Origin of the sequence: Streptomyces graminofaciens (assembly GCF_030294945.1) — a bacterium.
Classification (GTDB): Bacteria; Actinomycetota; Actinomycetes; order Streptomycetales; family Streptomycetaceae; genus Streptomyces; species Streptomyces graminofaciens.
This window is the reverse complement of record NZ_AP018448.1, coordinates 9,897,830-9,912,018: the sequence shown is the minus strand read 5'-3', so window position 1 is coordinate 9,912,018 and position 14,189 is coordinate 9,897,830. Positions and strand designations below refer to the sequence as shown.

The following is a 14,189-nucleotide window of genomic DNA, read 5'->3' as shown; positions in this document are numbered from 1 at the left end:
TATGTCACCCCGGCGAGGTACAGCGCTCCGAAAGGGGGCGCGGGGCCGTATCGATTTGCGGCTCCGCCGCGCGGGCGCGAGCGACCGCATCGAGCCCGCAGCCGCTGACGCGTCCCCGCCCCCCACATCGCGCTAGTGCCGAGCCCCCCGCCACCCGGAAACCGGCAGCGCGAACTTCGCCACCAGCCGGTCCGTGAACGACGCATGATGCAACCGAGCCAGCCGCACGGGCACAGCCCCTCGGCGCACCTCGACCCGGGCCCCGGGCGGCAACTCGACAGTCCGCCGCCCGTCACACCAGAGAACCCCAGGCGGGACATGAGGCAGAACCTCCACCGCCAGCACAGAATTCGGCGACGTCACCAACGGCTTGGCGAACAGCGCATGCGCGCTGATCGGCACCATCAACAACGCCTCGACCTCGGGCCACACCACGGGCCCACCCGCCGAGAACGCATACGCCGTGGACCCGGTCGGAGTCGACAGAACGATCCCGTCGCACCCGAAGCCGGTCACCGGCCGCCCGTCGATCTCGAGGACGACTTCGAGCAGTTTCTCGGCGCCCGCCTTCTGCACGGCCGCCTCGTTCAGCGCCCAGTCCGTGTGGACGATGTCCCCGTTCTGATGAACGACGACATCGACGGTCATCCGCTCCTCGACCTCGTACGACTTGGTCACCACCCGGTCGACGACCTTGTCGAGGTCGTCCCGCTCGGCCTCCGCGAGGAAGCCGACACTGCCGAGGTTGACGCCCAGCATCGGCACGCCGGACGCACGGGCGAACTCGGCGCCGCGCAGCAGCGTGCCGTCACCGCCGAGGACGATGAGCAGCTCACACCCGTCGAGGCACTGCGGGGTGGCCTCCTTGACGAGCTCCACCTCCTCCGGCAGCGGGATGTCCTCGGCCTCGTACTCCAGGACGCGCACGACGATGCCGTGGTGCAGCAGCCCCTTGACGACGAGTTCGGCACTGCGGATCGCCGCCGGCCGCCCGGTGTGGGTGAGCAGGAATACAGTTCGAGATCGGTCCTGGGTCAACGCGGCCCCTCCGCCACTGCTCGGTCGACGTCGGCCGGGTCCAGCGCGGGAGCTCCGGCACGCAGCCACAGAAAGTACTCGACATTGCCCGAGGGCCCGGGCAGCGGACTGGCCGTCACACCCTTCACCCCGAGCCCCAGCTCCCCGGCCCGCCGGGCCACCCCGCGCACCGCTTCGGCCCGCAGCTGCGGACTCCGTACGACTCCCCCGCTGCCCAGCCGCTCCTTCCCCACCTCGAACTGCGGCTTGACCATCATCACCAGATCGGCATCCGGCTTCACGCACCGCACCAGGGCGGGCAGTACCAGGCCGAGCGGGATGAAGGACAGATCCCCCACGACAAGATCCACAGGCTCCCCATCGATCGCTTCGAGCGTCAACTCGCGTACGTTCGTACGGTCCTTGACGGTGACGCGTTCATCGCTCCGGAGAGTCCATGCGAGTTGTCCGTATCCGACGTCGACGGCGACGACGTGCGCGGCCCCGGCCCGCAGCAGTACGTCGGTGAACCCGCCGGTGGAGGCGCCGGCGTCCAGCGCCCGCCGCCCCTCGACACCGAGCCCCTGCGGGACGAAGACCTCGAGGGCGCCGGCCAGCTTGTGGCCGCCCCGCGACACGTACTCGGGGTCGCCGTCGTCGGTCTGGACCACGATCGCGGCCGCGGTCTCCACCTGGGTGGCGGGCTTGGTCGCGACGGTCTTGCCGACGGTGACCCGCCCGGCGGCGATCAGCTGGCTCGCGTGCTCACGCGAACGCGCGAGCTTCCGCCGGACCAGCTCGGCGTCGAGACGGCGTCGTGCCACACCTGCCACGTTCGGTTCAGCTCCTGGATTCGTACGGCCGTGGGGGCGCCGGAGGTCCCGGGCGGGCGTCGAGCGCGGTGAGCGCGTCGCGCAGCCCCCGGTGCACATCCTCGTACACCTCCAGGTGCCCGTCGGTGGCGAGGTGGTCGGCGTCGGCCAGCCGCCCGAGGTACGCGTCGACCTCGGCGTTGCCCGTGGGGGTGCGGGGCACGTTCAGCGGGGCCGGGGCGGCGGGGTCGTACCCGGCGTCGACGACCGCTTCAACCGTTTCCTCCCCCACCGTGGCCTCTGACACAGAGTCGCTCATGCCCCGACGCTACCTCGAAGCCCTGGGGTACCGTCGGTCGCGATGGCCACGATTGAGGAGTGCCGCAGCGCACTCGACAAGCTCTCGGACAATTTGGCGGGCGCGAACGGGGACGTACGCACGGCGGCGGCCCTGGACCGCTCGCTGAGCTGCCGTATCACCGATCTGGACGTCACCTTCGTCGGCCGCCTCAAGGGCGGCCGCATCGAGGTGACGGACACACTCCAGGGCCCGCCGCGGGAGAAGGCCGAGATCCGGCTGACGATGACGGGCGACGATCTGGTCGCGATGGTCGACGGCGAACTGAACTTCGCGAAGGCCTGGGGCGCGGGCCGGGTGAAGCTGGAGGCGGGCTTCCGGGACCTGCTCCGGCTCAGGAAGCTTCTGTAACGGCCACCTTGCCGACCGCGGCCCGTGCCTTGCGGGCGGCCGGCACCACCAGCGGCGTCCCCGTCTCCGGGTCGTCGATGACCTGGCAGCGCAGCCCGAAGACCTCCTCGACCAGCTCGGCCGTGACGATCTCCGAGGGGGCGCCCTCGGCGATCACCGAGCCGCCGCGCAGGGCGATGAGGTGGGTGGCGTAGCGGGCCGCGTGGTTGAGGTCGTGCAGTACGGCGACCAGGGTGCGGCCCTGCTCCTCGTGCAGCTCGGCGCAGAGGTCCAGGACGTCGATCTGGTGCTGGATGTCGAGGTAGGTGGTCGGCTCGTCGAGCAGCAGCAGCGGGGTCTGCTGGGCGAGCGCCATGGCCATCCACACGCGCTGGCGCTGGCCGCCGGACAGCTCGTCGACGTAACGGTCCGCCAGCTCGGCGACACCGGTCGACTCCATCGACTCCCGTACGATCCGCTCGTCCTCCGTCGACCACTGGCGCAGCAGCCCCTGGTGCGGGTAGCGGCCGCGGCCGACGAGGTCGCCGACCGTGATCCCGTCGGGCGCGATCGACGACTGCGGCAGCAGGCCCAGCGTCCGCGCGACCTTCTTCGCGGGCATCGACTGGATGATCTGCCCGTCGAGCAGCACCCGCCCCCGGGACGGCTTCAGCATCCGGGAAAGGGCGCGCAGCAGCGTGGACTTGCCGCAGGCGTTGGGGCCGACGATCACGGTGAACGAGTTGTCGGGGATCTCCACCGACAGCTGCTCGGCGATGACCCGCTGGTCGTAGGCGAGGGTGACGTTCTCGGCGGACAGGCGGTTCACGGTGCTCCTCGGGTTGTTCTCGTTCGCCGACGCGCTCGTGCCCGGCCTTTGCGACTTCGGCCCGTTCGGTTCGGGGCGGCTCATATCCGCCCGGCCTTCCGCTCGGTGACCAGCAGCCACAGCAGATAGACACCGCCGAGTACGCCGGTGACGACACCGACCGGCAGCTGGTCGGCCCCGAAGGCCCGCTGCGAGGCCCAGTCGGCGACGATCAGCAGGGTCGCGCCCATGCACATGGAGGGCACCAGGTTCGGGCCCGGCGAGCGGGTCAGCCGCCGGGCGAGCTGCGGCGCGGTGAGGGCGACGAAACCGACCGGCCCGGCGGCCGCGGTGGCCCCCGCGGTGAGCAGCACGGCCGACACCATCAGCAGCAGCCGTACGCGCTCGACGCGCACCCCGAGGGCGTACGACACGTCGTCGCCCATCTCCGTCATCCGCAGGCCGCGCGCGTTGCCCAGCACCAGCGGCACGAGGATCACGCACATCCACAGCAGCGGCCAGACCTGCACCCAGTCACGCCCGTTGAGGGAACCGGTCATCCACACGACCGCTCGGGCCGCGTCGACGAGGTCGGCCTTGGTGATCAGATAGCCGTTGACCGCCGTGACGATCGCGGAGACACCGATGCCGACCAGCACGAGCCGGTAGCCGTGCACGCCCCGCTTCCAGGCCAGCAGATAGATCGCGAACCCGGTGACCAGGCCGCCCACGAGCGCCCCGAGGGCGACCTGGGTCGCGCTCCCGGAGAACAGCACGATCATGACGAGCGCCCCGGCGGTGGAGCCCTGCGAGAGGCCGAGCACGTCCGGACTGCCCAGCGGATTGCGGGAGATGGACTGGAACAGCGCCCCGCCGAGCCCCAGCGAGGCCCCGACCAGCAGTCCGACCAGGACCCGCGGCAGCCGCAGCTCGTTGACGATGAACTCCTGGCCCGCGTCCCCGTTCCCCATCAGCGTCCGGAGGACGTCGCCGGCCGGGATCGGGAAGTCCCCGGTGCCGATCAGCACGACACTCGCGGTGAGGGCGGCCACCAGCAACAGCACGACGACGGTGAACGCCCGCACGTCGAGGCGGAACGACAGCCCACCGGGGGTGCGGACCACACGGCTGCGCACGGCGGGCTTGCTCATGACCTGCGTCTTCACAGCTGGGCCGTCCTCCGCCGTCGAACGAGAAAGATGAAGACCGGCCCACCGATGATCGCGGTGACGATACCGACCTGAAGCTCCGCCGGCCGTACCACGACCCGCCCGACGACATCGGCACCGAGCAGCAGCACGGGCGACAGAACGGTCGCGTACGGCAGGATCCAGCGCAGGTCGGGCCCGGTGAAGGACCGTACGACGTGCGGGACCATCAGCCCGACGAACACGATCGGCCCGCAGGCGGCGGTCGCGGCACCGCACAGCACGGTGGCGGCGGCCATGGACAGCGCCCGGGTGCGGTTGAGGTTGGCGCCGAGCGCGCGGGCGGTGTCGTCGCCCATGGCCACGGCGTTCAGCGGCCGGGCGAGCAGCAGCGCCACGACCGTACCGACCGCGAGGAACGGCAGGACCTGGGTGATGGTCTCGTCCGTGGCCGAGGCCAGCGAACCGACCGTCCAGAAGCGCATCTTGGACAGCGCCGCGTTGTCCATGATCATCACGGCCTGCAGATACCCGTAGAGGGCGGCGCTGATGGCCGTCCCCGCGAGCGCGAGCCGCACGGGCGTCGCGCCCCTGCTCCCGCCGAGGAACCACACGAGCGCCCCCACGGCGGCGGCCCCGAAGAACGCGAACCACACATAGCCGGTCAGCGAGGTGACCCCGAAGTAGGTGATGGCGGTGACCACGGCCGCGGACGCGCCCGCGTTGATGCCGAGCAGCCCCGGGTCGGCCAGCGGGTTCCGGGTGAGCGCCTGGAGCACGGCACCGGCCAGCCCGAGCGCGGCCCCGGCGAGCAGCCCCAGCAGGGTGCGCGAGATCCGCTCCCCGACGACGACATCGCCGTACGTCCCCGTGTCGTGGAAGAGGCCGTGCCAGACCTGCTCCACCGAGAGCCCTTTCGCGCCGATCGCGATGCTCGCCAGAGCGACCAGTGCGAGCAGCACGAGGGACACCAGGAGACCGACGGCACGCATCGCCCGGCGGTTCGGGGGCACAGGAGCGATCTCCGCGCTCGGTTCGGGAGGACTGTCGACCAACACCTGGTTAGGTTAGCCTATCCTCCCTTTTCGGCTCGATCCCGTCCACGAACATCACACACGCGTACGACCGCAGGTGCGGAGCCGTCCCGTCGGCACCGGGACGCCTCGGTATCCGGTGTCGGAACACCCCGCCGACGTCAGGTTCCCCTCGCCGACGCCGGGACACCCCGTCGATGCCGAAGCACCCGTCTCACAACCCGAGCCGTGCCAGCGCCTTCCCCCCGTCCAGCTCGCACGAGCCCTCCCCGGCCGCCGTCCAGGCCGCCGCGCACAGGGCCCGCAGCCCGTCCATCTCCTCGCCCTCGCCGTCCAGTTCCAGCCTCCCCCACGCTCGGCTTCGCTCGCGCGGGGGGACCCCCGTGCTTCCCGCGGTCGCCGTCCAGCCGCCACAGCGGAAGCCACCGCCCGCCGCGACGACCTCCGGCTGGCCGGTGAGCATCCCCCGCAGATCGGCGTCGACGTACGTCGGCCGGTGCTGGGGCGGCGCGGCCAGCAGCTGCGCCGCGTCGGTCACACCGGTGAGGACGAGCAGCGAGTCGACCTCTCCGTTGAACGCGCCCTCGATGTCCGTGTCCAGCCGGTCCCCGACGACCAGCGGCCGCTCGGCGCCCGTACGCAGGATCGTCTCCCGGTGCATCGGCGGCAGCGGCTTGCCCGCCACCTGCGGCTCGGCCCCTGTGGCTATGCGCACGACCTGCACCGCCGCCCCGTTGCCCGGCGCGATACCCCGCCCGCTCGGAATCGTCAGGTCGGTGTTGGACGCGAACCACGGCACCCCGCGCGCGATCGCGTAACAAGCCTCCGCGAACCGCCCCCAGGGCAGCTCGGGGCCGCCGTAGCCCTGCACCACGGCCACCGGATCGTCGTCGGCCGACTCGACGGGCACCAGCCCCCGCTCGCGCAGCGCGACCCGCAGCCCCTCGCCACCGATCACCAACACCCGCCCGCCGACGGGCACCTGCTCGCTGATCAACCGGGCCACGGCCTGCGCGGAGTTGATGACGTCATCTGCCCCGGTCGGTATGCCCAGCTCCGTGAGATGCGCGGCCACGGTGTCCGGCGTCCGCAGCGCGTTGTTCGTGACGTACGCCAGACGCATGCCCCCCGCGCGGGCCGTGGCGAGAGACTCGACGGCGTACGCGATCGCGCTCCCACCCGCGTACACCACCCCGTCCAGATCGAGCAGCGCCGTGTCGTACGCCTCGCTCAGGGCCTGCCCACTGCCGTCGGGCCGTGTCCTGACTGCCTGGCTCATTGCACACCGCTCCTCGCTCGCCGGTACCGCCTCGTCGGCCGAAGACGTCGTCACCACAGACCTCGACCACCCATGGCTTCGACCACCCATGGCTTCGACCGCTCTCCCCAGATCATCGCGCATGCCACTGACAGCCACGCACATGCCACTGACGCACTTACGATGCCCTAATGAACTACGCAGGTCCCGCGGAGGAGATCCCGGCGCGCAGCGGCCTCGAACTGACCCCGTTCCGAGGCCTTCGCTACGACCCGGACCGGGTCGGCAGTCTGGCCGCCGTGACATCCCCGCCGTACGACGTGGTCGTACGGCCGGACGGTCTGCTCCATCTCGAGTCCGCCGACCCGTACAACATCGTCCGTTTGATTCTTCCCCAGGCCGGCACGCCCGCCGCCCGCAACGAACAGGCGGCCGACACCCTGCGCCGCTGGCTCTCCGAGGGCGTCCTGGCCCCCGACACCCAACCCGGCCTGTACGTCTACGAACAGGCCGACGGCACGATCCTGCAGCGCGGCCTCATAGGCGCCCTGCGCCTGTCGGAGCCCGCCGACGGTGTGGTGCTCCCCCACGAGGACGTCATACCCCACGTCATCGCGGACCGCGCGGCCCTGATGCGCGCCACCTCCGCCAACCTCGAACCCCTGCTCCTCACCTACCGGGGCGACGACTCCACGAGGGGCGCGACCGCGGTCGTCGAGCGCACCACGGCGCACGCCCCGCTCCTGTCCACGACCACCGAGGACGGCTTCAGCCACCGCCTGTGGGCGGTCACCGATCCCGCCGACCTCGCCGAGATCCGGTCGGACCTCGCCGACCAGCAGGCCCTCATAGCCGACGGCCACCACCGCTGGGCCACCTACCTGCGTCTACGCGCGGAGCACCCCTCTCCCAGCCCCTGGGACTACGGCCTGGTCCTCCTCGTGGACACCGCCCGCTACCCCCTGCGCGTCCGCGCGATCCACCGCCTGCTGCACCGGCTACCGGTCTCCGAAGCACTCGCCGCCCTGGACGGCCATTTCCGCGTACGGCACCTCGAAGCCCAGCTTCCCGAGGCTCTGGAGGCCCTCGCCGACGCGGCCGTCACCGGCAACGCCTTCCTCCTGGCCGGCGACGGCGCCTTCCACCTCATCGACCACCCTGACCCGGACCTCCTCGCCCGTACGGTCCCGGCGGACCGCCCTGCGGCCTGGCGGACCCTCGACGCGACGGTCCTGCACGCCACGCTCCTCCGCCACCTCTGGCAGACCCCCGAGGACTCCCCGGCTCACATCGCGTACATCCACGACCCGGCGGCCACCGTCGAGAAGGCGGAACGCGACGGCGGCACGGCGGTCCTGATGCACCCGGTCCGCGAGGAAGTCGTACGCGACCTGGCCCGCCAGGGCGTCACGATGCCGCGCAAGTCGACGTCGTTCGGCCCGAAACCGGCCTCGGGCCTGGTGCTGCGCGCCCTGGAACCCTGACCCCGGAACACACGAAGGGGCGGATCCCGAACCCGGGACCCGCCCCTTCCTCACCTCTGGACCAGGTCAGCCCTTGTCGCCGGCGACATCCCGACCATCCTGGTCGTCCTGGTCGTCCTCCTCATCCACGTCGTCGGAGTCGTCCGAGTCGTCCGAGTCGTCCACGAGGTCCGCGTCGTCCTCACGGTCCCCGACGACCTTGTCATCCGCGGCGGGCACAACCTGCGCCTCGTCGCTGTGACCCTCGTGCTCCTGCTCCTGCTCGTCGTCGCTCTCGTCCTCGACGAGAGCGTCGACGAAGTCGACGCCGTCCATCTCCGCGAGCCGGTCCGAGGCGTCCGTGCTGCCGTCCTTGTCGGCCTCGACGGCCTTGGCGAACCACTCCCGTGCCTCGCCCTCACGCCCGGCCGCGAGCAGCGCGTCCGCGTAGGCGTACCGCAGCCGAGCGGTCCACGGCTGTACGGAGTTGGAGGCCAGCTCGGGGCTCTGCAGGGTCACGATGGCCGCGTCGAGCTGCTCCATGTCCCGCCGGGCTCCGGCGGCCACGAGCCGCATCTCGACCTGACCGGCCTTGTCCAGCTTGTGCACCTCGGGTGCCCCGGCCATGTCCAGCGCCTTCTCGGGCCGCCCGAGACCACGCTCGCAGTCGGCCATGACGGGCCAGAGGTCCACGTTGCCGGTCATCCGCCGGGCCGCACGGAACTCGGCGAGCGCCTCGCTGTACTTCTGGTTCGCGTACGCGGCGAAGCCGGCCGCCTCACGCACGGCGGCGACACGCGACGCGAGCCGCAGGGCGATCCTGGCGTAGCCGTAAGCGCCTTCGGGGTCCTCGTCGATCAGCCGGGCGACCATCACCAGGTTCCTGGCGACGTCGTCGGCGAGCGTCTTGGGCAGGCTCTGCAGCTCCTGCCGTACGTCCTTGTCGATCTCCTCGCCGGTGACGTCCTCAGGGATCGGCAGCCGCTTGATCGGCTCGCGGTCCCTGTCCCGGTCGCGCTCGTCACGGAAGCGCCCGCCACCACGCCGGTCGTCTCCCCGTCGGTCGTCACGCCGGTCGTCACGCCCACGGAACCCACCGGGACGGCCACCGCGGTCGTCCCGACGGGGACCACGGTCACGGTCGTCACGTCCCCGGAAGCCACCGCGGTCGTCGTCGCGACGGAACGGCGGACGGTCGCGGTCCCCATCACGCCGGAAGCCACCACGCGCACCGCGGTCGCCACTGTCCCGCCGATCGTCCCGCCGGTCATCCCGGCGCTCGCCCCGGTCATCGCGGCGGAAGGGAGCGCGGTCACCATCACGGCGGTCGTCCCGCCGGAAGTCGTTGCCGCGGTCGTCGCGCCGGAACGGGGGACGCCCACCACGGTCGTCCCCACGCCGGTCGTCGCGCCGGTCATCCCGCCTGTCATCGCGTCGTTCGTCACGTCCACGGAAGCCACCGCGGTCGTCGTCACGACGGAACGAGGGACGGTCCCGGTCGCCGTCACGCCGGAAGCCACCGCGGTCGCCACGGTCGCGGTCGCGATCCCGGTCGTCACGACGGAAGCCGCCACGGTCACCACTGTCCCGACGGTCGTCGCGCCGATCGTCACGGCGGAAGTCGTCCCTGCGGTCGTCACGACGGTCGTCACGACGGAAAGCCGGACGGTCATCGCGACGACCGAAGCCCCCACGAGCGTCGTCACGGCGGTCGTCACGACGGAAAGCCGGACGGTCACCGTCCCTGCGGAAGCCACCACGCTCACCGCGGTCGCCGCTGTGCGGCCGGTCGTCGCGACGCGGCCCGACCGGACGGTCGTCCCGACGCGGCCCAGCCGGACGGTCATCGCGACGCGGCCCAGCCGGACGGTCATCGCGACGCGGCCCAGCCGGACGGTCATCGCGCCGGAACGCGGGACGCGGCCCACGATCGCCCTCGCGGCGGTCGTCACGCCCACGGAACCCACCGCGGTCACCGCCACGACTGTCCCCACGGCCTTCCCCACGACTGTCGTCGCGATGGAAGCCACCCCGATTGTCATCACGGCGGTTGTCGTCACGGCGGAAACCACCGCGGTCGTCCCCACGGCGGTCGTCACGTCCACGGAACCCGCCACGGTCACCGCGATCGCCGTCACGGCGGTCGTTGTCACGACGATCGTTGTCACGACGATCGTTGTCCCGGCGCGGGCCCCCACGGTAGCCACCACGGTCACCACTGTCCCGTCGCCGCTGGTCGCGCTCCGGTCGATCGTCGGGAGAGTTGGTGGACATGGGTGACTCCTGTCTTCGGTACCGCAAGTCATTCTCGCGCAGCCGGGTACCCAGCGCGCTCCGGAAAATAAAAAAGGACCCCTGGTCCCAGCTGAACGCTGGTGACCAGGGGTCCTTCAAAGATTGTTCGGCGGCGTCCTACTCTCCCACAGGGTCCCCCCTGCAGTACCATCGGCGCTGTAAGGCTTAGCTTCCGGGTTCGAAATGTAACCGGGCGTTTCCCTCACGCTATGACCACCGAAACCCTATTGGTTTCGAGCGAACAAGCACACTTTTCAGTTGATGTTCTGCTCTGAGCCGGCAACGGTCGTTGCCTCAGAACTAACACAGTGGACGCGAGCAACTGAGGACAAGCCCTCGGCCTATTAGTACCAGTCAACTCCACCCATTACTGGGCTTCCATATCTGGCCTATCAACCCAGTCGTCTACTGGGAGCCTTACCCCATCAAGTGGGTGGGAATACTCATCTCGAAGCAGGCTTCCCGCTTAGATGCTTTCAGCGGTTATCCCTCCCGAACGTAGCCAACCAGCCATGCCCTTGGCAGAACAACTGGCACACCAGAGGTTCGTCCGTCCCGGTCCTCTCGTACTAGGGACAGCCCTTCTCAATATTCCTGCGCGCGCAGCGGATAGGGACCGAACTGTCTCACGACGTTCTAAACCCAGCTCGCGTACCGCTTTAATGGGCGAACAGCCCAACCCTTGGGACCGACTCCAGCCCCAGGATGCGACGAGCCGACATCGAGGTGCCAAACCATCCCGTCGATATGGACTCTTGGGGAAGATCAGCCTGTTATCCCCGGGGTACCTTTTATCCGTTGAGCGACGGCGCTTCCACAAGCCACCGCCGGATCACTAGTCCCGACTTTCGTCCCTGCTCGACCCGTCGGTCTCACAGTCAAGCTCCCTTGTGCACTTACACTCACCACCTGATTGCCAACCAGGCTGAGGGAACCTTTGGGCGCCTCCGTTACCCTTTGGGAGGCAACCGCCCCAGTTAAACTACCCATCAGACACTGTCCCCGATCCGGATCACGGACCCGGGTTAGACATCCAGCACGACCAGACTGGTATTTCAACGACGACTCCACCTGAACTGGCGTCCAAGCTTCACAGTCTCCCAGCTATCCTACACAAGCCGAACCGAACACCAATATCAAACTGTAGTAAAGGTCCCGGGGTCTTTCCGTCCTGCTGCGCGAAACGAGCATCTTTACTCGTAGTGCAATTTCACCGGGCCTATGGTTGAGACAGTCGAGAAGTCGTTACGCCATTCGTGCAGGTCGGAACTTACCCGACAAGGAATTTCGCTACCTTAGGATGGTTATAGTTACCACCGCCGTTTACTGGCGCTTAAGTTCTCAGCTTCGCCACACCGAAATGTGACTAACCGGTCCCCTTAACGTTCCAGCACCGGGCAGGCGTCAGTCCGTATACATCGCCTTACGGCTTCGCACGGACCTGTGTTTTTAGTAAACAGTCGCTTCTCGCTGGTCTCTGCGGCCACCCCCAGCTCGAGGAGCAAGTCCTCTCACCAGTGATGGCCCCCCTTCTCCCGAAGTTACGGGGGCATTTTGCCGAGTTCCTTAACCATAGTTCACCCGAACGCCTCGGTATTCTCTACCAGACCACCTGAGTCGGTTTAGGGTACGGGCCGCCATGAAACTCGCTAGAGGCTTTTCTCGACAGCATAGGATCATCCACTTCACCACAATCGGCTCGGCATCAGGTCTCAGCCTTGATGAGCGGCGGATTTGCCTACCACTCGGCCTACACCCTTACCCCGGGACAACCACCGCCCGGGATGGACTACCTTCCTGCGTCACCCCATCACTCACCTACTGCAAGTCTGGTCCGTCGGCTCCACCACTCCCCTTTGCCCGAAGGCTCCAGGGCGGCTTCACGGACTTAGCATCGCCTGGTTCAATGTTTGACGCTTCACAGCGGGTACCGGAATATCAACCGGTTATCCATCGACTACGCCTGTCGGCCTCGCCTTAGGTCCCGACTTACCCTGGGCAGATCAGCTTGACCCAGGAACCCTTGGTCAATCGGCGCAAACGTTTCTCACGTTTGTATCGCTACTCATGCCTGCATTCTCACTCGTGAACCGTCCACAACTCGCTTCCGCGGCTGCTTCACCCGGCACACGACGCTCCCCTACCCATCACGATCCCCGTTGGGGGTATATATCGCAATGACACGACTTCGGCGGTACGCTTGAGCCCCGCTACATTGTCGGCGCGGAATCACTAGACCAGTGAGCTATTACGCACTCTTTCAAGGGTGGCTGCTTCTAAGCCAACCTCCTGGTTGTCTCTGCGACTCCACATCCTTTCCCACTTAGCGTACGCTTAGGGGCCTTAGTCGATGCTCTGGGCTGTTTCCCTCTCGACCATGGAGCTTATCCCCCACAGTCTCACTGCCGTGCTCTCACTTACCGGCATTCGGAGTTTGGCTAAGGTCAGTAACCCGGTAGGGCCCATCGCCTATCCAGTGCTCTACCTCCGGCAAGAAACACACGACGCTGCACCTAAATGCATTTCGGGGAGAACCAGCTATCACGGAGTTTGATTGGCCTTTCACCCCTAACCACAGGTCATCCCCCAGGTTTTCAACCCTGGTGGGTTCGGTCCTCCACGAAGTCTTACCTCCGCTTCAACCTGCCCATGGCTAGATCACTCCGCTTCGGGTCTTGAGCGTGCTACTGAAACGCCCTGTTCGGACTCGCTTTCGCTACGGCTACCCCACCCGGGTTAACCTCGCAACACACCGCAAACTCGCAGGCTCATTCTTCAAAAGGCACGCAGTCACGACGCACCGAGTAAACTCGATGCGCGACGCTCCCACGGCTTGTAGGCACACGGTTTCAGGTACTATTTCACTCCGCTCCCGCGGTACTTTTCACCATTCCCTCACGGTACTATCCGCTATCGGTCACCAGGGAATATTTAGGCTTAGCGGGTGGTCCCGCCAGATTCACACGGGATTTCTCGGGCCCCGTGCTACTTGGGTGTTTCTCAAACGAGCCGCTGATGTTTCGACTACGGGGGTCTTACCCTCTACGCCGGACCTTTCGCATGTCCTTCGCCTACATCAACGGTTTCTGACTCGTCTCACAGCCGGCAGACTGTGACAGAGAAATCCCACAACCCCGCATACGCAACCCCTGCCGGGTCTCACACGTATACGGTTTGGCCTCATCCAGTTTCGCTCGCCACTACTCCCGGAATCACGGTTGTTTTCTCTTCCTGCGGGTACTGAGATGTTTCACTTCCCCGCGTTCCCTCCACTTGCCCTATGTGTTCAGGCAAGGGTGACAGCCCATGACGACTGCCGGGTTTCCCCATTCGGACACCCCCGGATCAAAGCCTGGTTGACGACTCCCCGGGGCCTATCGTGGCCTCCCACGTCCTTCATCGGTTCCTGGTGCCAAGGCATCCACCGTGCGCCCTTAAAAACTTGGCCACAGATGCTCGCGTCCACTGTGCAGTTCTCAAACAACGACCAACCACCCATCACCCCGGACCAGCAGATCCGAGTGCACTGGGGTCGGCACTGAAGGCAGCCGTAACCGGCCGTGCCCTCAGACACCCAACAGCGTGCCCGACCGGACTCCGCCCGAAGATCATGCTTTCCACGCTCTGACGAGCAGTACTCACAGCCTCCGACCCGGAAACCCAGCC

12 protein-coding genes and 2 rRNA genes are annotated in these 14,189 nt (G+C 67.9%); 3 read left to right on the top strand and 11 right to left on the bottom strand.

What is annotated here, in order from left to right; all coding sequences use genetic code 11:
* Window positions 1–132 precede the first annotated feature (132 nt).
* From SGFS_RS43670 to SGFS_RS43660, 3 genes are read right to left on the bottom strand one after another with little or no spacing between them, the layout of a single operon-like run.
* On the bottom strand, window positions 133–1,038 hold the full coding sequence (locus SGFS_RS43670) for an NAD kinase (protein ID WP_286257954.1): 906 nt from the start codon (window positions 1,036–1,038) through the stop codon (window positions 133–135).
* Window positions 1,035–1,850 (bottom strand): TlyA family RNA methyltransferase, encoded by an 816-nt coding sequence (locus tag SGFS_RS43665; RefSeq protein ID WP_286257953.1) that lies wholly within the window; start codon window positions 1,848–1,850, stop codon window positions 1,035–1,037. Before SGFS_RS43665 ends, SGFS_RS43670 begins: the two co-directional genes overlap by 4 nt.
* Before the next feature lie 7 nt (window positions 1,851–1,857).
* A complete protein-coding gene (locus SGFS_RS43660; protein WP_286257952.1) occupies window positions 1,858–2,148 on the bottom strand; it encodes a hypothetical protein in 291 nt (96 codons plus the stop codon).
* Window positions 2,149–2,190: 42 nt separating this feature from the next.
* Between SGFS_RS43660 and SGFS_RS43655 the strand changes: the two genes are divergently transcribed.
* A complete protein-coding gene (locus tag SGFS_RS43655; protein ID WP_286257951.1) occupies window positions 2,191–2,538 on the top strand; it encodes an SCP2 sterol-binding domain-containing protein in 348 nt (115 codons plus the stop codon).
* Here SGFS_RS43655 and SGFS_RS43650 read toward each other — a convergent pair.
* From SGFS_RS43650 to SGFS_RS43635, 4 genes are all read right to left on the bottom strand, one after another.
* Entirely contained in the window at window positions 2,522–3,430 is a 909-nt protein-coding gene (locus SGFS_RS43650; RefSeq protein WP_286257950.1) for an ABC transporter ATP-binding protein, read from the bottom strand. The genes SGFS_RS43655 and SGFS_RS43650 overlap by 17 nt on opposite strands.
* Window positions 3,427–4,476 (bottom strand): FecCD family ABC transporter permease, encoded by a 1,050-nt coding sequence (locus SGFS_RS43645; RefSeq protein WP_286257949.1) that lies wholly within the window; start codon window positions 4,474–4,476, stop codon window positions 3,427–3,429. Before SGFS_RS43645 ends, SGFS_RS43650 begins: the two co-directional genes overlap by 4 nt.
* Before the next feature lie 11 nt (window positions 4,477–4,487).
* Entirely contained in the window at window positions 4,488–5,531 is a 1,044-nt protein-coding gene (locus tag SGFS_RS43640; protein WP_286257948.1) for a FecCD family ABC transporter permease, read from the bottom strand.
* Window positions 5,532–5,721: 190 nt separating this feature from the next.
* Complete coding sequence (locus SGFS_RS43635; protein ID WP_286257947.1) at window positions 5,722–6,786, bottom strand: HAD hydrolase-like protein; 1,065 nt, start codon at window positions 6,784–6,786, stop codon at window positions 5,722–5,724.
* A gap of 170 nt (window positions 6,787–6,956) precedes the next feature.
* On the opposite strand from SGFS_RS43635, the gene SGFS_RS43630 reads away from it, so the two are divergent.
* Window positions 6,957–8,249 carry a DUF1015 domain-containing protein gene (locus SGFS_RS43630; RefSeq protein ID WP_286257946.1) on the top strand — a complete coding sequence of 431 codons (1,293 nt, stop codon included), beginning with the start codon at window positions 6,957–6,959 and terminating at the stop codon, window positions 8,247–8,249.
* 66 nt (window positions 8,250–8,315) lie between these two features.
* Here SGFS_RS43630 and SGFS_RS43625 read toward each other — a convergent pair whose 3' ends face one another.
* Both SGFS_RS43625 and SGFS_RS43620 read right to left on the bottom strand, forming a co-directional pair.
* Window positions 8,316–9,209 carry a tetratricopeptide repeat protein gene (locus SGFS_RS43625; protein ID WP_434028242.1) on the bottom strand — a complete coding sequence of 298 codons (894 nt, stop codon included), beginning with the start codon at window positions 9,207–9,209 and terminating at the stop codon, window positions 8,316–8,318.
* The gene (locus SGFS_RS43620; protein ID WP_286260478.1) at window positions 9,101–10,204 is read right to left on the bottom strand and encodes a hypothetical protein; all 1,104 of its coding nucleotides are present in this window, start codon (window positions 10,202–10,204) and stop codon (window positions 9,101–9,103) included. Before SGFS_RS43620 ends, SGFS_RS43625 begins: the two co-directional genes overlap by 109 nt.
* Before the next feature lie 43 nt (window positions 10,205–10,247).
* Here SGFS_RS43620 and SGFS_RS43615 point away from each other — a divergent pair, with 43 nt between their 5' ends.
* The gene (locus SGFS_RS43615; RefSeq protein ID WP_286260477.1) at window positions 10,248–10,508 is read left to right on the top strand and encodes a hypothetical protein; all 261 of its coding nucleotides are present in this window, start codon (window positions 10,248–10,250) and stop codon (window positions 10,506–10,508) included.
* 119 nt (window positions 10,509–10,627) lie between these two features.
* Here SGFS_RS43615 and rrf read toward each other — a convergent pair.
* Both rrf and SGFS_RS43605 read right to left on the bottom strand, forming a co-directional pair.
* Window positions 10,628–10,744: ribosomal RNA gene (rrf, locus tag SGFS_RS43610) — 5S ribosomal RNA — on the bottom strand.
* Window positions 10,745–10,847: 103 nt separating this feature from the next.
* Window positions 10,848–13,971, bottom strand: a 23S ribosomal RNA gene (locus SGFS_RS43605).
* Window positions 13,972–14,189: the final 218 nt, after the last annotated feature.